Source organism: Sphingomonas nostoxanthinifaciens, assembly GCF_019930585.1.
Classification (GTDB): Bacteria; Pseudomonadota; Alphaproteobacteria; order Sphingomonadales; family Sphingomonadaceae; genus Sphingomonas_I; species Sphingomonas_I nostoxanthinifaciens.
In genome coordinates, this window is the sequence record NZ_CP082839.1 from 665,032 (window position 1) to 683,531 (window position 18,500).

The 18,500-nt window shown below is 69.3% G+C and carries 20 protein-coding genes and 1 tRNA gene; 16 read left to right on the forward strand and 5 right to left on the reverse strand.

What is annotated here, in order from left to right; all coding sequences use genetic code 11:
• Positions 1-48: 48 nt before the first annotated feature.
• The gene (locus tag K8P63_RS03010) at positions 49-945 is read right to left on the reverse strand and encodes a hypothetical protein (RefSeq protein ID WP_223798402.1); all 897 of its coding nucleotides are present in this window, start codon (positions 943-945) and stop codon (positions 49-51) included.
• A gap of 146 nt (positions 946-1,091) precedes the next feature.
• On the opposite strand from K8P63_RS03010, the gene dapB reads away from it, so the two are divergent.
• The 10 genes from dapB to K8P63_RS03060 all read left to right on the forward strand — a co-directional run bounded on the left by dapB (position 1,092) and on the right by K8P63_RS03060 (position 8,939).
• On the forward strand, positions 1,092-1,808 hold the full coding sequence (gene dapB, locus K8P63_RS03015; protein WP_263282706.1) for a 4-hydroxy-tetrahydrodipicolinate reductase: 717 nt from the start codon (positions 1,092-1,094) through the stop codon (positions 1,806-1,808).
• A gap of 8 nt (positions 1,809-1,816) precedes the next feature.
• Complete coding sequence (gene nth, locus K8P63_RS03020; protein WP_223798404.1) at positions 1,817-2,485, forward strand: endonuclease III; 669 nt, start codon at positions 1,817-1,819, stop codon at positions 2,483-2,485.
• A gap of 8 nt (positions 2,486-2,493) precedes the next feature.
• Entirely contained in the window at positions 2,494-2,871 is a 378-nt protein-coding gene (locus K8P63_RS03025; protein WP_223798405.1) for a hypothetical protein, read from the forward strand.
• 53 nt (positions 2,872-2,924) lie between these two features.
• Positions 2,925-3,001, forward strand: a tRNA-Arg gene (locus K8P63_RS03030).
• A gap of 115 nt (positions 3,002-3,116) precedes the next feature.
• Positions 3,117-3,914, forward strand: coding sequence for a DNA/RNA non-specific endonuclease (locus K8P63_RS03035; protein WP_223798406.1), 798 nt, complete (start codon positions 3,117-3,119; stop codon positions 3,912-3,914).
• Positions 3,904-4,302: a hypothetical protein gene (locus K8P63_RS03040; RefSeq protein ID WP_223798407.1), complete on the forward strand. Its 399-nt coding sequence runs from the start codon at positions 3,904-3,906 to the stop codon at positions 4,300-4,302. The genes K8P63_RS03035 and K8P63_RS03040 overlap by 11 nt, the downstream gene beginning before the upstream one ends.
• Before the next feature lie 129 nt (positions 4,303-4,431).
• Positions 4,432-4,710: a GlsB/YeaQ/YmgE family stress response membrane protein gene (locus tag K8P63_RS03045; protein WP_223798408.1), complete on the forward strand. Its 279-nt coding sequence runs from the start codon at positions 4,432-4,434 to the stop codon at positions 4,708-4,710.
• Positions 4,711-4,822: 112 nt separating this feature from the next.
• Positions 4,823-7,258 (forward strand): ligase-associated DNA damage response DEXH box helicase, encoded by a 2,436-nt coding sequence (locus tag K8P63_RS03050; protein ID WP_223798409.1) that lies wholly within the window; start codon positions 4,823-4,825, stop codon positions 7,256-7,258.
• 74 nt (positions 7,259-7,332) lie between these two features.
• A complete protein-coding gene (locus tag K8P63_RS03055; RefSeq protein WP_223798410.1) occupies positions 7,333-7,503 on the forward strand; it encodes a hypothetical protein in 171 nt (56 codons plus the stop codon).
• Positions 7,504-7,646: 143 nt separating this feature from the next.
• Positions 7,647-8,939, forward strand: a complete 1,293-nt coding sequence (locus K8P63_RS03060; protein WP_223798411.1) for a hemolysin family protein — start codon at positions 7,647-7,649, stop codon at positions 8,937-8,939.
• A 100-nt stretch (positions 8,940-9,039) separates the two neighbouring features.
• On the opposite strand, the gene K8P63_RS03065 is transcribed toward K8P63_RS03060, so the two are convergent.
• Together K8P63_RS03065 and purD are read right to left on the reverse strand one after the other, a co-directional pair.
• On the reverse strand, positions 9,040-9,600 hold the full coding sequence (locus tag K8P63_RS03065; protein WP_223798412.1) for a hypothetical protein: 561 nt from the start codon (positions 9,598-9,600) through the stop codon (positions 9,040-9,042).
• Between the two features lie 17 nt (positions 9,601-9,617).
• Positions 9,618-10,883 (reverse strand): phosphoribosylamine--glycine ligase, encoded by a 1,266-nt coding sequence (purD, locus tag K8P63_RS03070; RefSeq protein ID WP_223798413.1) that lies wholly within the window; start codon positions 10,881-10,883, stop codon positions 9,618-9,620.
• Between purD and xseA the strand changes: the two genes are divergently transcribed.
• From xseA to K8P63_RS03100, 6 genes are all read left to right on the forward strand, one after another.
• Positions 10,882-12,297 (forward strand): exodeoxyribonuclease VII large subunit, encoded by a 1,416-nt coding sequence (gene xseA, locus K8P63_RS03075; RefSeq protein WP_223798414.1) that lies wholly within the window; start codon positions 10,882-10,884, stop codon positions 12,295-12,297. The two genes, purD and xseA, sit on opposite strands and share 2 nt — an antisense overlap.
• Positions 12,298-12,322: 25 nt before the next feature.
• Complete coding sequence (locus K8P63_RS03080; protein WP_223798415.1) at positions 12,323-12,520, forward strand: DUF2093 domain-containing protein; 198 nt, start codon at positions 12,323-12,325, stop codon at positions 12,518-12,520.
• Complete coding sequence (locus tag K8P63_RS03085; protein WP_223798416.1) at positions 12,517-13,455, forward strand: M23 family metallopeptidase; 939 nt, start codon at positions 12,517-12,519, stop codon at positions 13,453-13,455. Before K8P63_RS03080 ends, K8P63_RS03085 begins: the two co-directional genes overlap by 4 nt.
• A 2-nt stretch (positions 13,456-13,457) precedes the next feature.
• On the forward strand, positions 13,458-14,162 hold the full coding sequence (locus K8P63_RS03090; RefSeq protein ID WP_223798417.1) for a 2OG-Fe(II) oxygenase: 705 nt from the start codon (positions 13,458-13,460) through the stop codon (positions 14,160-14,162).
• An 11-nt stretch (positions 14,163-14,173) separates the two neighbouring features.
• Complete coding sequence (locus K8P63_RS03095; RefSeq protein ID WP_223798418.1) at positions 14,174-15,409, forward strand: aspartyl/asparaginyl beta-hydroxylase domain-containing protein; 1,236 nt, start codon at positions 14,174-14,176, stop codon at positions 15,407-15,409.
• A 125-nt stretch (positions 15,410-15,534) separates the two neighbouring features.
• Complete coding sequence (locus tag K8P63_RS03100) at positions 15,535-15,876, forward strand: hypothetical protein (protein WP_223798419.1); 342 nt, start codon at positions 15,535-15,537, stop codon at positions 15,874-15,876.
• A gap of 92 nt (positions 15,877-15,968) precedes the next feature.
• Here K8P63_RS03100 and K8P63_RS03105 read toward each other — a convergent pair whose 3' ends face one another.
• Together K8P63_RS03105 and K8P63_RS03110 are read right to left on the reverse strand one after the other, a co-directional pair.
• On the reverse strand, positions 15,969-17,018 hold the full coding sequence (locus K8P63_RS03105; protein ID WP_223798420.1) for a 1,9-bis(guanidino)-5-aza-nonane synthase: 1,050 nt from the start codon (positions 17,016-17,018) through the stop codon (positions 15,969-15,971).
• A gap of 113 nt (positions 17,019-17,131) precedes the next feature.
• Positions 17,132-18,376 (reverse strand): type III PLP-dependent enzyme, encoded by a 1,245-nt coding sequence (locus tag K8P63_RS03110; protein ID WP_223798421.1) that lies wholly within the window; start codon positions 18,374-18,376, stop codon positions 17,132-17,134.
• Between the last annotated feature and the right edge of the window lie 124 nt (positions 18,377-18,500).

Genomic DNA, 18,500 nt, shown 5'->3' on the forward strand with positions numbered 1-18,500 from the left:
TGATCTTCCGGAGCGGCGCGGGCGGGGCTGGCCGCCGCACGCGCACCGTCAGTGGCTGGTGTTCGCCGCCGGGTGGCGCATCCGGTCGACGATGTTGGCGCGCTGATTGGCCGCAGCGCGGTCAGGATTGGATTCGTACAGCCCCTGCAGGAAGGCGCGGTCCTCGCGCGTCAGCGACGGCACCTTGTCCTGCATCGCGCCGTCGGCATTGTAGAGCGACAGGATCGACGGCGCCCGGCCGAAATCCGCGCCCAGCTCGGGCCGGGCGAGCGCGACCATCGTCAGATAATCGGCGAGCTGGTCCCATGTCGCGCCGACGACCTTGTCCGGATCGACGATGATGAAGGCGAGCGTCGCGCTTTCGCGCGTGGTGAGCTGGATGCGCGATGCCATGTAGCCGATGCTGGAGGCATCGAAGCCCGAGCTGTCCGGCCCGGACGACGCCCCGGTGATGCTGGCGTGAAACCAGCGGACCGCGCGCGGCTCGAGCAATTGATGGATCTGCGAGGGCGGGGCGAGGCCGCCGCCGCCATAGCCGTTATAGCCGTGGACGCGGCCCAGCGCCGGATGCTTCTTGACCAGCTTGCGCGTGAAATCGTCGGCATTGGGGATCGACACGATCACCACGTTGGGCTGGCAGCGTTTGTGATCCACCGGAATGTCGAGCTGTTCGGCGACCTGCTCGACGCGCCCGATCACGAAGCGGCCGTGCGGCACATCGAGGCCCATCGTCACGACGCAGATCGGCGTGTTCCAGCGCGCGAGCTGCTGCGACGTGCTGGACGGCTGGCTCAGCGTCTCGACGAAGCGCTTCGTCTCTTCCGGCAGCCGGCCCTTGACAGTGATCGACTGGTTGTCGGTGTCCGTCGGCGGCGGTGGCGGGGTCTGCGCGGCGGCGGGGGCCACGGCCAGCAGCATCGCGGCGAGGGCGGTCGATCCACGCATGGCGGAACGATGTAAGAAGCGGTGGGGCCTGTCCAGCGATTTGGCGTCGCAATCGGCCGGGGATCGTGCGACGGGCGCCCGATGAGCAGCTTTTCGGAGGATCGACGGTGACGCTCGGCATCGGGATCGTCGGCGCACGCGGGCGCATGGGGCAGGCGATCGCGGCGCGCGCGGAAGCGCTCGGTGCGCAGGTCGTCGGCGGGATCGGCCGCGACGGCGCGTTCGCAGGCCCGTACGACGATGCCATGGCGCTGGCCGCCGCGTGCGACGTGTTGATCGATTTCTCGACGCCCGACGCTCTGCCCGGCTCGCTCGCCGCGGCGGTGGCGACGCGGACGCCGATCGTGATCGGCACCACAGGCCTCACCGAGAGCGATCATGCCCGCATCGACGCGGCAGCGGCCGATGTGGCGGTGCTGCAGACCGCCAATACCTCGCTCGGCGTCAACCTGCTGCGCGCCTTGGTCGAGCAGGCGGCGGCGCGGCTGGGGGCCGACTGGGACATCGAGATCGTCGAGATGCACCACCGCCACAAGAAGGACACGCCCTCGGGCACGGCCTTGCTGCTCGGCGCGTCGGCGGCGAAGGGGCGCGGCGGCACGCTGGCCGGGCTCAGCCGCTTCGACCGGATGCAGGACGGGCCGCACGATCGCGAGGAGGGCGGCATCTATTACGCCTCGCTGCGCGGCGGATCGGTGGCGGGCGACCATCAGGTGATCCTCGCGACCGACGGCGAGCGGATCGAGCTCGGCCATCGCGCCGAAAATCGCAGCATCTTCGCCACCGGCGCGCTGCGCGCCGCGTTGTGGCTCGCCGGCCGCGCGCCCGGCCGCTACACGATGGGCGACATGCTCGGCTTCTGACGCATCCGGTGAAGCGCGCCGACATCTTCGAATTCTACCGGCGGCTGGCCGAGGCCGATCCGTCGCCGCAGACCGAGCTTGCCTACGTCAATCCCTACACCTTGCTGGTGGCGGTCGCGCTGTCGGCGCAGGCGACAGACGTCGGCGTCAACAAGGCGACCCGTTTGCTGTTCGAAGAGGTGCAGACGCCCGCGGCGATGCTGGCGCTGGGCGAGGACGGGCTGAAGGCGCACATCAAGACGATCGGCCTGTTCAACACCAAGGCGAAGAACGTCATCGCCCTCTCGCGCATCCTGGTGGAGCAGCATGGCGGCGAGGTGCCGCGCGACCGCGCCGCGCTGGAAGCGCTGCCCGGCGTCGGGCGCAAGACCGCCAACGTCGTGCTCAACGTCGCGTTCGGCGAGGAGACGATCGCGGTCGACACCCATATCTTCCGCGTCGCCAACCGCACCGGCCTCGCGCCCGGCAAGAATGTCGTGGTGGTCGAGCAGGGGCTGGAGAAGGTGACGCCCAAGCCGTTCCGCTCGCACGCGCACCACTGGCTGATCCTGCACGGCCGCTACGTCTGCAAGGCGCGCCGCCCCGAATGCTGGCGCTGCATCGAGGCGGATCTCTGCGCGTTCAGGCCGAAGACACCTGCGCCGGCGCAGAAATCGCCGGTCACCGATCGGGAATGAGGCCTGCCATGTCGCGCCGCTTCGTCATCACGCTCGCATTGCTCGCCACGGCGGCGGGGGCAGCGCCTCCGAAGGCGCCGCCGGCGGCCACCCCCATCGGCGCGGCGGTGAATTGCGTGCCGATCACCTCGATCCGCGAGACGCGCGTGCGGGACGATCGCACGATCGATTTCGTGATGAACGGCCGCACGGTCTATCGCAACACCCTGCCCAACAGCTGCCCCGAGCTCGGCTTCGAGCAGGCGTTCGCCTACGAGACGTCGCTCAGCCAGCTCTGCTCGGTCGACCTCATCACCGTGCTTCATCACGGCGGCCCGCCGATGCGCGGCGCGAGCTGCGGCCTCGGCACGTTCCAGCCGGTGACGCTCGCCGATCCGCGCCGTTGATTTGCGGGGTGGCGGCGGCCGCCCGGCTTTGCTAAGCGCCGGCTCCGGCCCAAGCACCCGTAGCTCAGCTGGATAGAGCGCTGCCCTCCGAAGGCAGAGGCCAGGGGTTCGAATCCCTTCGGGTGCGCCATTTCCCAACCGACTGAAAATGCGTGCGTTCGCATGCGGTGTCGTTTGGCGCACTGCGTTCTTGATTTGTTCTGTTTTCTGTGGTACAAGCCGCGCGAACATTCGGGGAGGTGCGCGTGGAGCTGATTGCAGCGTCTGGCCGTCAACGTATTCCGAAGGCCTGGTTCGGCACATATCTGCGAACGGGCGCGACGCCGTGGGAGAAAGTAGCGGACGGGATCGAGCTCAAGTTCAACCCCTGGCACGATCCGAAGAACGGGCGGTTCACGTCGGCGGGGCCGGGCACCTGGGATGGCGGCGGCTTTACCGGCGGGGGCGGCGGCTCCACGGGCGGCGGCGGTGCGACGGGAAGCTGGACCCTGTCGGCGCCCAAGAAGGCGCGAAGTTCGACACAGGCGAAGCAGCCGGCGCCGCAGCAGGCGCTTGCGCTCGTTCAAGCCGCGGCGGCGGTGTCGGCCGCAGAGCAGGCGCAAACTCGGGCGCAAGAGCATGTCATCGTGCGCAACGGATATTCGTATCACTTCAGCGCCGACGGCCGGATGATTCTGGTCGACGGAAAGTTGACGTTCGCACCGGGCCAACGGTCGCGCAGCGCGCAGGCCAGTGCGGGCGGCAGCGACCGTCTGCCGACCGACGATGGCGGCCACTACATTGCGGTTCGCTTCAACGGGCCGAGCGATACGTTCAACCACTTCGCCCAGGACGCGAACTTCAATCGCGGTGGCTATCGCGTACTGGAGAGTGAGTGGGCAAAGGATATCAAGCAAGGCAAGCAGGTGTATGTCGCGATAGTTCCTGTTTACATGGGATCATCCAAGCGCCCGAGAACCCTTGCGGTTGAATCTGTCGTCGACGGCGTAGCTAGCCTGCGCTTGTTCCAGAACAGTTCAAAAGGAAAATCTCATGGAAAGTGAGGTGGGAACGCTTCTGAACGAAGTAGGTAATGTCCTCGCGCAAGATGCGGACTACCCGCTTGACGGTACATTTCTGTACGTCGAAGCCGATTGGGGCTGGGTCGATATGATGATCTTCAAGGATCTCGGCGACCACCTTTTGGCGCGGTGGCCGATGAACGGATTGGCTGACGTTTTAGCCGAATTGTGGGAGGCGGAGGTTCCGGCCAAGCGCTGGTCATCGATGCAATATCGTATCGAGGGCGGCGCGTTTTCGGCTTCGTTCACGCATGGTCAACTTGATCCCGAAGAATCGACACTGGATCGCCGCCACCGCATCCTGCAGCAGCGTTACGGGAACAAGAGGGTCGATTATCCGCCCCTTAGGCGTCGAGGCCCGGACGCATAGTTGATCCGTCGCACTCCGCTGACGTCGCGCTACTACATGGCACGGGTCGTCCGAAACGACCCTTTGTTCGACCCGCGGAACGAACTGCCTCGTCCGGTCTTGTGGCTGTGAACCGGCGTGGAGATCATCATGCATACGACCGTCTACGGCGAAAGCTTTCTCATCGCTCTTCTGATCTGGATCGTCATCGGCGCGATCATCGGCTGGCTCGCGGGGCTGCTGGTGCAGGGCGGCGGCTTCGGCTTCGTGGTCGATGCGCTGATCGGCATCCTCGGCTCGGTGGTGGCCGGGTGGCTGTTCCCGCAGCTCGGCATCTCGCTCGGCGGCGGCCTGCTCGGCTCGATCCTCGCCTCGGTGATCGGCGCGGTGATCGTCGCGGTCGTGGTGCGATTGTTGCGCAGGGTATAACCACCGCCCGCGGCGCGCGTGCCTTGCGGGTGGGGTGGGCGCGCCATACCTGATGCAGGTGTCAGCACCCATCCGCTCCAGCCTTGCGCCCGACATTGACGGGATGCCGGGCATGAGCGGGACGGACGACCTCGCGGCGGAGGGCGCGGGTCTGCCCCCAGCCATCGCCGGCTGGTTCGCCACGCGCGGCTGGGCGCCGCGGCGCTACCAGATGGAGATGCTGGAGGCGGCGCGCGCGGGCGAACATGCGCTGCTGGTCGCGCCGACCGGGGCGGGCAAGACGCTGGCGGGATTCCTGCCGAGCCTTGTCGAACTCGCGCAGGATCCGTCGGCCGGGCTGCACACGCTCTACGTCTCGCCGCTCAAGGCGCTGGCGATCGACATCCGCCGCAACCTTGTCGACCCGATCGAGGAGATGGGGCTGCCGATCACGGTCGAGACGCGCACCGGCGACACGCCGTCGGACCGCAAGGCGCGCCAGCGGGTCAAGCCGCCGCACATGCTGCTGACCACGCCCGAATCGCTGAGCCTGCTGCTCAGCCACCCCGACAGCACGACGTTGTTCGCCGGGCTGCGCACGATCGTGATCGACGAGGTGCACGCCTTCGCCACCGGCAAGCGCGGCGATCTGCTCGCGCTCTGCATGGCGCGGCTGCAGCGGCTGGCACCGGCTTTGCGCCGCGTCGCCTTGTCGGCGACGGTGGCCGAGCCCGACGATTATCGCGCATGGCTGGCGCCCGCGGGCGATATCGATGCGGTGCGGCTGGTGAAGGGCGATCGGGGCGCGCGGGCGAATATCGGTATCCTGCTGCCCGAGGATCGCGTGCCGTGGTCGGGCCATTCGGGGCGCTACGCCGCGCAGCAGGTGATGGCGGAGATCGAGACCCACCGCACCACGATCATCTTCTGCAACACGCGCAGCCTTGCCGAGCTGATCTTCCAGGATCTGTGGACGGTCAATGCGATGACGCTGCCGATCGGCATCCATCACGGCTCGCTGTCGGTCGAGGCGCGGCGCAAGGTGGAGGCGGCGATGGCGGCGGGGCGGCTGCGCGCGATCGTCGCCACCGCCAGCCTCGATCTGGGCGTCGACTGGGGCGACGTCGATCTGGTCATCCAGATGGGCGCACCGAAGGGATCGTCGCGGCTGATCCAGCGCATCGGCCGCTCGAATCACCGGCTCGACGAGCCGAGCGAGGCGGTGGTCGTGCCGGGCAACCGCTTCGAATATCTCGAGGCGCGCGCGGCGCTCGACGCGATCGACGAGAATGAGCTGGATCGCGACGTCTTCCGCCGCGGCACGCTCGACGTGCTGGCGCAGCATGTGATGGCATGCGCCTGCGCCGCGCCCTTCACGGAAGAGGCGATGCTCGCCGAATTGCGCGAGGCGTTGCCCTACAGCGCGCTGAAGGCCGAGCTGTTCGCGCAGGTGCTCGATTTCATCGCCACCGGCGGCTACGCGCTGAAGGCCTATGATCGCTTCCGCCGGCTGACGCGCGATCCCGACGGGACGTGGCGGGTGAGCCATCCGCGCTTCGTCGCACAGCACCGGCTGAATGCGGGCATCATCGTCGAGGCGACGATGCTCAACGTGCGCTTCCGGAACGGCCGCAGCCTGGGCAAGGTCGAGGAGGGGTTCGCCGCCACGTTGCGCCCCGGCGATACCTTCTTCTTCGCCGGCCTGTCGGTCGAGGTGACCGGGCAGGAGGCGGAGGATCTGTACGTCCGCGCGACCAGCCGGCCGGCGCGCATCCCCACTTATGGCGGCGCGCGCATGCCGATCTCGACCAATCTGGCGGATCGCGTGCGGCGCTTCTTCGCGACGCCGGCGGAATGGTTGCGCTTCCCCGACGACGTGCGCGACTGGCTGGAGATGCAGGGCCGCCGCTCGGTGCTGCCGCGCCCCGGCCAGTTGCTGGTCGAGACGTTCCCGCGCGAGGGGCGGCATTACATGGTCGTCTACGGCTTCGAGGGGTGGAATGCGCACCAGTCGCTCGGCCTGCTCGTCACGCGACGGATGGAGACAGCGGGGCTGAAGCCGATCGGCTTCGTCGCGTCGGATTATGCCATCGCCACCTACAGCCTCGAGCCGGTCACCGATCCCGCCGCATTGTTCGACAAGGATATCCTGGAGGACGAGTTCGTCGAGTGGGTCGAGGCGTCGAGCCTGCTCAAGCGCGCCTTCCGCGAGGTGGCGGTGATCGGCGGGCTGGTCGAACGCCATCATCCCGGCAAGCGCAAGACCGGGCGGCAGGTGACCTTCTCGACCGACCTGATCTACGACGTGCTGCGCCGGCACGAGCCCGATCACCTGCTGCTGCGCGCGGCGTGGGACGATGCGCGCGCGCGCATGACCGATGTCGGCCGGCTGGCCGATCTGCTCGATCGCGCGGCTGGGACGATGCTGCACGTGCCGCTGGAGCGGGTGTCGCCGCTGGCGGTGCCGGTGCTGGTGCTGATCGGGCGCGAGCGGGTGACGCAAGGGACGACCGACGATGCGCTGCTGATCGAGGCCGAGGCGCTCGCGGCGGAGGCGATGGCGGAATAAGTCTGCCGATTCCGTTATCTAGCTGTGCATCGGCGGCAGTGGCAGCGTCTTCCTGATACGGAGTTGGCGGGGATATGGTGGACGACAGCGACGATGTGATCGCCGGCTTGAGCGAAACGCCGCGCGTCGGCCGGATGCGCCTGTTCTACGATGCGCATCCGATCGAGCGGCTGTTCTGGCTGGCGCTGGCCGTGGCGCTGCTGGGGTTGTGCGCCACCATCTTCCTCTACGCCGAGCCGTTTTAAGGTAGCGTCGCTTTTCCGCCCGTATCGCGCCGTTCTGCGCGAGATCGGGCGACACGATCGGGGCGGTCGCGTGGTATCCACCGGCCGCCTGTCCGATGATGCTTGCCGCGCGGCCGTCGCTGCGCGATATGCGGGGGGCCGCGATGTCGCACGTCCTCACCCCGTTCCCTTGGATCGACCTCGCCATCATCCTCGCTTTGATGCTGGTGAACGGCGTCTTCGCGATGTCGGAGCTGTCGATCGTGTCGTCACGCAAGCCGCGCCTCGAGGCGATGGCACGGCGTGGCTATCGCGGTGCGCGGGTCGCGCTCGATCTCGCCGCCGATCCGGGCAAGTTCCTGTCGACGGTGCAGACCGGCATCACCCTGATCGGGGTGCTGGCGGGTGCTTTCTCGGGCGCGAGCCTCGGCGGCCCGGTGGGCGAACGGCTGGAGCTGGCCGGCCTGTCGCACGAATCGGCGGCGCGCTGGGGCTTCGGCCTCGTCATCGTACTCACCACCTATTTCAGCCTGATCGTCGGCGAGCTGGTGCCCAAGCAGGTGGCCTTGCGCTCGCCCGAGCCGATCGCGGCGGCGATGGCGCGGCCGATGCAGTGGCTGGCGCGCAGTGCCGCGCCGGTCGTGTGGCTGCTCGATCGATCGAGCGCCTTGTTCTTCCGGCTGCTCGGCCTGAGCCGCGCCTCCGAGAACCATGTCACCGCCGAGGAACTGCACCTCGTCGTCGCCGAGGCATCGACCGCCGGCGTGATCGAGGAGAATGAGCGCGCGATCATATCGGGCGTGGTGCGGCTGGCCGACCGGCCGGTGCGCGAGGTGATGACGCCGCGCACGCGGGTCGAGTGGATCGATCTCGACGACGAGCAGCCTTTGCCGGCCTCGCTGCCGCACAGCCGGATGCCGGTGGGGCGGGGCTCGGTCGACGAGCTGGTCGGCATCGTCCAGGCGCGCGACCTGCTCGATCGCTGCATGGCGGGCCTGCCGCTCGATCTGGAGACGGCGATGCGGCCGGTGCCGGTGGTGCCCGATCACATGGACGCGATGAACGCGCTGCAGGTGCTGCGCGAGGCGGACGTGCCGGTCGCGTTCGTGCTCGACGAATATGGCCATTTCGAAGGGCTGGTGACCCCGGTCGACCTGCTCGCCGCGATCGCCGGCGCGTTCGCGTCGGATCAGGATGCCGACGAAGAACCGCCGCTGATCGAGCGCGCCGACGGCAGCTGGCTGGTGTCGGGCTCGCTATCGGCCGATCGGCTGGCCGAGCGGCTGGGCATCGCGCTGCCCGACGACCGCGATTACGCGACCGTCGCCGGCTTCGCGCTGTCGGTGCTGAAGCATCTGCCCGCCGAGGGCGAGTTGTTCGAGCATGACGGCTGGCGCTTCGAGATCGTCGACATGGACGGCCGCAAGATCGACAAGCTGATCGCCGCGCGCGATTGAGCGTCCCTCACCGTGCTCCTGCGGAGGCAGGAGCCCAGAGCTTCACAGGACATCGCTGGCAACCCTGGGCTCCTGCTTCCGCAGGAGCACGGATAACGGATCAGCCGCCCAGCTTGCCGAACTGCGCCTCGAACGCCTCGCGGTCGCCCTTGGTAAGCAGGCTCGCCTGTTCGACCCAGCGATCGCGCGTGATGCGGCCCTTGAACGCGCCCATCTGCGCGTCGATGCGCGCGATGTCGGCGTCGCTCCACGCCGCCATCTGGTCGAAGCGCGTGACGCCCAGCTCGGCCAGCCGCGCCGCCGCCTTGGGGCCGAGCCCCTTGAGCAGGGTGAGCTGATCGCCACCCGAGGCGGGGGCGGGGGCGGGGGCAGGTGCGAGCGCCGGTGCAGGGGCCGGCATCGGCGTCATCGGCGTCTCGACCGCGACGAAGGCGCTCGTCGGCTCGGCATCGAACGCCGCCATGATCTCGGGATCGGCGATCAGCGGATCGGGCGCACGCTCCTCGGGCAGCGCGCTGCGCGGCCGGGCGGACGGGGGCGGCGGGGCGGCGACGTCGCTCAGCCGTACCGCCTGCTTGCGGCTCCGCAGCAGGATGACGAACAGCACGAGCGCGAGCAGGACCGCCGCGCCGACGATCAGCAATATGTGGTTCTGGTCCATCTTCGTCTCTCCGATCGTTAGCGGCCGCCCTCGCGCTCCACTTCGCGCCAGCCGATGTCGCGGCGGCAGAAGCCGGTGGGGAAGTCGATCGCGTCCACCCCGCGATAGGCCGCTTCGCGTGCCGCCGTCACGCTGTCCCCGGTTGCGGTGACCGCCAGCACGCGGCCGCCATTGGCGACGAGCCGGCCGTCGGCCAGCGCGGTGCCCGCCTGGAACACGCGCGCGCCGGTCGCCTCCGCCGCCGCAATACCGTCGATCGCGCCGCCTTTGGCGGGCGTGCCCGGATAACCGTCGGCGGCCATCACGACCGTCAGCGCCGCTTTGTCGTCGAAGCGCGCCGCCGCGTCGCCCAGCCGCCCCTCTGCGACCGCGAGCAGGACAGGGAGCAGATCGCCGTCCAGCCGCATCATCAGCACCTGCGCCTCGGGATCGCCGAAGCGGCAATTATATTCGATCAGCTGGGGGCCCTCGGCGGTCAGCATCAGCCCGGCGAAGAGCACGCCCGAATAAGGCGTGCCGTCCGCGGCCAGCGCATCGACCGTCGGCCGGATGATCTCCGCCATCACGCGCTCGGCGATGGCGGGCGTGACGATCGAGGCGGGGCTGTAGGCACCCATGCCGCCGGTATTCGGGCCGACATCGCCGTCGCCGACGCGCTTGTGATCCTGCGCGGTACCGAATGCGATCGCGCTGCGCCCGTCGGCGAGCGCGAAGAAGCTCGCTTCCTCGCCTACCAGGAACTGTTCGATCACAACCTCGGCGCCGGGCTGCGCCAGCATGTCGGTGAGCGCGGCCTCGGCCTGGTCGGTCGTCTCGGCGACGACCACGCCCTTGCCGGCGGCGAGCCCGTCGGCCTTCACCACCACCGGCAGGCCGTAGCGCGGCAGCGCGGCGCGCGCCGCGGCAAGATCGGTGAAGCGCTGATAGGCGGCGGTCGGGATGCCGGTGCGCGCGCACAGATCCTTGGTGAAGCCCTTCGAACCCTCCAGCCGCGCGGCGGCGGCGGTGGGGCCGAACACCAGCACGCCGTCGGCGATCAGCTGGTCGGCGAGGCCTGCCACGAGCGGCGCCTCCGGCCCGACCACCACCAGCCCGACATTCTCGTCGCGCGCGAAGGCGACGATCGCCTCGACGTGGTTCGGATCGAGATCGACGCATTCGGCGACCGCGGCCATTCCCGGATTGCCCGGGGCGGCGTAGAGCTGCGTCAGTCGCGGCGATTGCGCGAGCTTCCACGCAAGCGCATGCTCGCGCCCACCCGAACCGATGAGCAATACCTTCATGGCTTCGACATATCTCCCGGAAGACGGCCGGCTGTTAGCGGAGGATGTCGCCGGCGACAATTCGCCCGCACTATCAGTGTCGGAGCTGTCGGGCGCGCTCAAGCGCTCGGTCGAGGATGCATTTTCGCACGTGCGCGTGCGCGGCGAGATTTCGGGGTTCAAGCGCGTCGGCTCGGGCCACTCCTACCTCACGCTCAAGGATGATCGCGCCTGCCTCGACGCGGTGATCTGGAAGGGCACGCCGGTCGCGTTCCGGCCGGAGGATGGCGCCGAGGTGATCGCCACCGGCCGACTGACCACCTATCCCGGCCGCTCGCGCTACCAGATCGTGATCGAGCGGCTGGAGCTGGCGGGGCAGGGCGCGCTGATGGCGTTGCTCGACCAGCGCCGCCGCGCTCTGGCTTCCGAGGGATTGTTCGCGGAGGAGCGCAAGCGGCCGTTGCCGTTCCTGCCGGCGCGGATCGGCGTCGTCACCTCGCCCACCGGCGCGGTCATCCGCGACATCCTCCACCGGCTGGAGGATCGCTGCCCGACCCACGTCATCGTCTGGCCGGTCGCGGTGCAGGGTGAGGGCGCGGCGGCGCAGGTGGCGGCGGCGGTGACGGGCTTTGCGGCGTTGCCGACCCCGCCCGACCTCATCATCGTCGCGCGCGGCGGCGGCTCGATCGAGGATCTGTGGGCGTTCAACGAGGATGTGGTGGTGCGCGCGGTGGCGGGCTCGCCGATCCCGGTGATCTCCGCGGTTGGCCACGAGACCGACGTCACGTTGTGCGATTTCGCCGCCGACCGGCGCGCGCCGACGCCGACCGCCGCCGCCGAGATGGCGGTGCCGGTCCGCGCCGAGCTGCTGATGCAGGTGCGCACCCTCGGCGCGCGGACGGCGCGCTGTGTCAATCGCTATCGCGAGCATGCCGCCGAGCGGCTGGCGGCGGTCGCGCGCCATCTGCCGAGCCCCGATCGGTTGCTCGGGCCGCAGCGCCAGCGGCTGGACGACCTGTCCGACCGGCTGCCGCGCGCGCTGTCGCGCTCGCTCGCGGTCGCGCGCGGCGAGTTGGCGCAGGCGGCGGGCGCGATGCGGCCGGCTTTGCTGCAGGCGAAGGTGACGCGCGGGCGCGAGCGGCTGGCGGCGGTGCGGCTCCGCCCCGCTCTGGTGACGGTGCGGATCGACGATGCACGCGACCGGCTGGGGCGGCTGTGGCGGCTGGCCGAGCAGCTCCACCCCGATCGGCCGCTCGCGCGCGGCTATGCGCGGGTGGAGACGCGCGCCGGTCGTACCGTCGCCAGCGCCACCGCCGCGCGCACCGCCGGCGCGGTGACGTTGGTCTTCGCCGATGGATCCGTTGCGGCACGGGTTGAGGCGACGGGCCGCCCGGCTTATGACAAAACGAAGCCCGAGCAGCCGAGCCTGCTCTGAATATGACGAAAAGGCTGCTTCACCGATGCTGATGGCACAGGGCAAACCCGCCCGCCTCCATTTCATGGCCAACGCCTTCCGCGTGCTGTCGCCCGGCGACCATGTCGTCTGCGGCATGTCGGGCGAGCGCATTCCGCTCGAGGATTTGCGTTACTGGTCGGTCGCGCGGCAGGAGGCCTATTCCAGCGCCGCTCTGTCGACCGAGGCGGAGCGCAAGGGTTGAAGCCACTCCGTTCGGTGGCATTGCTGCTGCTCGCCACCGCCTGCGTCGCCCCGACGCGGCGTGCCGTGCCGCCTGGGCCGCCGACCCCGCCGCCGGCGCCCGGCCAGCCGATCGCGCCGCCGCCGTCGACAATGGTGGGCATGGCGATGTTCGGGCTGCAGGGCACGCCCGGCCAGGGCGCGCTGCTGACGGGCCTCGCGCCGCAGGGCACCGCCTTGCTGCTGCTCGACGGCCAGCCGGTGCGCGTCGCCGCCGACGGCCGCTTCCTCATCGGCTTTGGTCGCGATGCCGCGCCGTCCGCTCTGCTGGAGGCGCGGATGCAGGACGGGCGTCTGCTGCGGCTACCGTTGACGGTCGCGCCGCGCGCGTGGGACATCTCGACGATCGACACATTGTTCGGCGGCGGCACGCCCAGCGCGGCGTTCGAGCGGCTGCGCGCGCCCGAGCTCGCACAGATCGCCGCGGCCAAGGCGGCGAATGCCGACAGCGACGGCTGGCGCCAGCATTTCGCGTGGCCAGCCTACGGGCGGATCAGCACTTTGTTCGGCTCGCAACGCATCTACAAGGGCGGGGTGCGCGGCCAATATCATGGCGGGCTCGACATCGCCCGCTATCCCGACGCGCCGAGCATCGCCGGCACGCCTGCGCGCGCACCCGCCGATGGCGTGGTGGTGCTGGCGACCGATCATGCCTTCACGCTGGAGGGCAATCTGGTGATGATCGATCACGGCTTCGGCCTCATCAGCGCGCTGATGCACCTGTCGGCGATCGAGGTGCACAATGGCGATCATGTGCGGCAGGGGCAGGAGATCGGGTTGATCGGCGCGACCGGCCGCGCGACCGGGCCGCACCTCCATTGGGGCATGACGTGGAAGGATCAGCGCATCGATCCGCTGCTGCTCGCCGGCCCGATGCCCGCCGCAGCGCCGCGCTGACGATGTTCGCGCTGGCGCCGACGATCGATCGCGTCGCGCTGCGCCGGCGCTTCGCCGAGACCGGCCACGTTCGCATCCAGCCGTTCCTCGCCGAGCCGGTCGCCGCGGCGATCGTGGCCGAGCTGCGCGGGCGCGAGGATTGGCGCCAGATTCTCAACAGCGGCGCCAAGATCTTCGAGCTCGATCGTGCCGCGCGCGCTTCGATGCCTGCCGAACAGGCCGCCGCGCTGGAGCAGGCGGTGATGAACGGCGCGCGCGACGGCTTCCAGCATCGCTACGAGGCGATCCGCTTTGCCGATGGCGACGGCGATGGCGGCGAGGGGCTGGCGGCGTGGCCGCACTGGCTGTCGGGTGGACCCGTGCGCGATCTGCTGCGCGACATCACCGGCCATCACGACATCGCCTTCGCCGACGGGCAGGCGACCGCCTACGCGCCCGGCGACTTCCTCACCGCGCACGACGACGCCGTGGCGGGCAAGCATCGGCGCGCCGCCTACGTGCTGGGGCTCACCGCCGAATGGCGGGTCGACTGGGGCGGGCTGCTCTTGTTCCACCGCGACGGTGGCGCGATCGAGGGCATGGCGCCGGGCTTCAACTGCCTCGACCTCTTTGACGTGCCGCAGGTGCACAGCGTATCTCTGGTTTCGCCGGCCGCCGCCTATCGGCGCTACGCGATCACCGGCTGGCTGCGCACGGCGCGCGACTGAACGGGCGGGGCATGGCGACGAACGCGGCGAAGGCGGAGATTGCGGGCGCGATGGCAGCGTTCCGGCAGGGGGCTGCCGCCGACGCGCGCGCGCGGCTCGAGCGGCTGGTGGCGCAGAGCCCGCGCGACCCGCACGCGCTCCACGCGCTCGCCCAGCTCGATCTCGCGCAGGGCCGCCCCGGTGCGGCGGTGACGTTGCTGGCGCGGGCCGCCGAGGCTGATCCGGCGGCGCCGCCTTTGTGGCTGGCGCTGGCGCGCGCGCAGCTGGCGGCGGGCGCGGGGCCGGCGGCGGAGATTGCCAGCCTCGATCGCGCGATCGCGCTCGATCCCTATCTGCTGCCCGCTCTGCTGCACAAGGCGCAGGCCGAGGAGCGGCGCGGCGCGCGTGCGGCGGCGGTGCGGCTCTATCGCGCGCTTGCCCGGACGACGCCGAGCGAGGAGGGCCTGCCGCCCGAGCTGCGCGCCGCGCTGGCGCATGGCCGCGCGCTGATCGCGGAAGACGATGCCGCGCGCGGGGCTGTGCTCGACGGCGCCGTCGCCGCGATCGACGTGCCGTCGCGCGCGCGTGCCTATGTCGATGCGATCGCGGGGCGACGACGCATCTATTGGCCCGAGCCGACCGGCGAGCTGTTTCCGTTCCTGCCGGCCTGCGAATATTTCGATCGCGCGCTGTTCCCGTGGTTCGCGGAGCTGGAGGCGGCGACGTCCGCGATCCGCGCCGAATTTCTCGCGCTCAAGGCGGGCGACCGGCGCTTCGACCCCTACGTCCAGTTCGCGCCGGGCGTGCCGGTCAACCAGTGGGCGGCGCTCAACCACTCGGCCGATTGGGGCGCCTTCTTCCTGTGGAAGGATGGCGCGCGGCTCGACGCCAATTGCGACCTGTGCCCGCAGACGGCGGCGGTGATGGAGCGGCTGCCGCTGATCGACATATCCGGGCGCGGGCCGACCGTGATGTTCTCGCTGCTGGAGCCGCACACGCGCATTCCGGCGCACACCGGCACCACCAACGTCCGCACCACCGTCCACCTGCCTCTGGTGGTACCGCCCGGCTGCGGCTTCCGCGTCGGCGGCGAGACGCGCGAATGGCAGGAGGGCGTCGCGTGGGGCTTCGACGACACGATCGAGCATGAGGCGTGGAACGACAGCGCCGCGCCGCGCGCCATCCTGATCATCGATGCGTGGAACCCCTATCTGACCGACGCCGAGAAGGTGGTGATCCGCGCGACGACGGCGGCGCTGGCGGGCTGACCCACGCGGCGTGCTTGTCGTGCCGGTGGGACGCCGCCGGCGGTCAAGGCCCGCAAGGCGCAACCCTCGGCCATCCTCGCGCATTCCCTCTCCGACCGTGCAAAGCGGCCGCGAAAGGTATGATCGTGAACAAGAAACTTATCCTGGGGATCGGCGCTGCGCTGTCCCTGTCGGGCTGCGTCGGCGATTATTATGGGCCGGGTCCGGGGCCGGGCGGCCCGATCGGCTACGATGCTTATTATGACGGCGGCTATGGCGCCTTCTACGACGGCTATTGGGGCCCCGGCGACAGCTTCTATTATTCGCGCGGGCCGGGCCATCGCTACGTACGCGATCGCGGCGGCCACTTCTTCCACGATCGGCCCGCAGGCCGACCGGGCAATTTCCAGCCGGTCCATGGTCCCGGCAATTTCCGCGGCGGCCCCGGCTTCCACGGGCATGGCGGTGGCGGCGGCCATCACCACTAGGGCCTGATCGTCAACGCGGGGGCGCCGCGCGCCTCCGCGTTGACGTCAATCCGGCTCCGATCGAGCGGCCGATGGCCGCTGACCGTTACGGATCAGGCGAAGAGCTTGCCCCAGGCGCGCTTCGCACGATCCTTCCAGTGGCCGCGATGATAGGCGTCGGACGCCAGCAGCGGCATCACGCTGCCCGCCTCGGCGAACACCATCTGCTCGATGCCGGTGTTGACCTTGCCCCACGATGCGGCCTCCTGCAGCGTCGAGGACGAGCAGGCGCCGTCGCGCACGTCCGCCACAGTGATCTGCACCGCATATTTGTGGACCTGCACGTCGTCGTGGCCGAGGATCTCGGCGCACACGACCGTGTCCTGGATGAAGTTCTTCGGCACGCCGCCGCCGATCATCAGCAGGCCGGTGGTGCCCGCCTTGATCTTGATGTCGGTCAGCTCGCGGAAGTCGGCGATCGCGTCGAGCACCATGTAGGGCTTGCCCTCCTTGGCGCGATCGACCTGGTGCTTGACCAGCCCGAAGCCGGCCGAGCTGTCGACGAACGCCGGGCAGAAGATCGGCACGTCATGCTCGTAGGCGAGCTTGACGAGGCTGCTCTCCTTCTTGCCGTGCTCGACCAGATACTTGCCCATCTCACGGATGAAGGCGCGGCTGGAATAGGGCTTGGGCTCGAGCGAGTTGGCGATCGCGTAGATCGTGTGGTCGCAATCCTGCAGCTGCTCTTCGTCGATATAGGTATCGTAGATCCGGTCGATCAGCAGCGAGCGCAGCGTATCGTCATCGGGCACGTCGAGCGCCTGATAATGCTTGTGGCCGAGGCCCTCGAAGAAATCCATGTCGACGATCGACGCGCCGGTGGCGACGATGCCGTCGACCATGTTGTTGCGCAGCAGCTCGGCATAGAGGTCCATGCAGCCGCCGGCCGAGGTCGAGCCGGCGATGACGAGGAAGATCGTGCAATCGGGATCGGCCAGCATCTGGTTGTAGATGCTGGTCGCGCGGCCGAGGTCGCGGCTGGTGAAGCTCATCTTCGCCATCGCGTCGACGATCGGGCGCGCGTCGAAGGTGGTGATGTCGATATGCTCGACGGTGGTGGAGAGCAGCTCGGCCTTCCGGGTGTCGTTGGTCGGGGTGTTCATGGAGGTGCGCTCCTTGCGGTGAGACCGCCGTCGTCGTTTGCGGGGACGCGGAAACCCGAAAAGCGGCGGGGCGACACGCCGCCCCGCCGAAAACCTTCAATTATACCGCTGCGTTACAGCTTGAAGACGTTGGCCGTCCGCGTATCGAGCGCTTCGCCCGCCTCGACGTAGAGGCTCGCCATCGGCTCGTCGGCGGCGATCATCGTCGCGCCATTGGTGAAGCCGTTGAACGCGGTGCGCATGGCCGAGCCATAAGCGCCGAGCATGCCGATCTCGATATAGTCGCCCGGCCCGATATCGGCCGGCAGCAGGAACGGGCCCGCCATGTGATCCATATCGTCGCAGGTCGGCCCGTAGAAGCTGAACGGGATCGGCTTCGCATCCGAACCGCCCTCGCGGACCAACGTCACCGGGAAGCGCCAGCCGATATGCGCCGCATCGAACAGCGCGCCATAGGCGCCGTCGTTGATGTAGAGCTGGTCGCCGCGGCGACGCTCCACGCGCACCAGCACGCTGGAATATTCGGCGGAGAGCGCACGGCCCGGCTCGGCCCACAATTCGGCCGAATAGCTGACGGGCAGCGCCTCGAACGCATCGTGGATCGCGTCGAAATAGGCCTCCAGCGGCGCCGGAGTCATGCCCGGATAGACCGAGGGGAAGCCGCCGCCGACGTCGATCACGTCGACCGTGACCGCCGCCTCGACGATCGCCGCGCGGACGCGGGCGAGCGCCTGGACATAGGCCTGCGGGCTCATCGCCTGGCTGCCGACGTGGAAGCAGATGCCGAGCGCGTCCGCCGCCTGGCGGGCCGCGAACAGCAGCTCCTTGGTCTCGCCGGGCACCGCGCCGAACTTCGCGGCGAGGCTGAGCTTGGCGTGATCGGAGGAGACGCGCAGCCGCACGCAGAGCGTGAGGTCGCTTGCCGCCGTGCCGTCCTCGGCCGCGGTCGCGCGGACGATCTTTTCAAGCTCTTCCATCGAGTCGAGCGAGAAGGTGCGCACCCCATAGGTGTGGTAAGCGGCGGTGATCGCCTCCTCGGCCTTCACCGGGTGCATGAAGCAGAGCGTCGCCCGCGGCAAAGTCTCGGCCACAAGCCGCACCTCGGCGATCGAGGCGACGTCATAGTGGGTGATCCCGCCTTCCCACAGCACCCGCAGCAGATCGGGCGAGGGGTTCGCCTTCACCGCGTACAGCGAGCGACCCTGGAACTTCTCGACGAAGAACCGGGCAGCGCGATGCGCAGCGTGCGGACGAACGAGCGTGACCGGCTGAACCGGGCGCTCCTTGGCGATATCGAGACCGGCGACGGTCTTGACGGGGGTGGCAGCTAGCCCCAGCGCGCTATGATGCTTGTGCAAATCAAGGGACCTCCAATGCCGCAGGCAAGCCCACGGTCTACAGTTGATGTTCACTGCCTTGCGGTGGAAGTCCCATGGGGCAGCGGACGCGCTACATAGGGAGGGGTGCCCCCCCTGTAAAGTT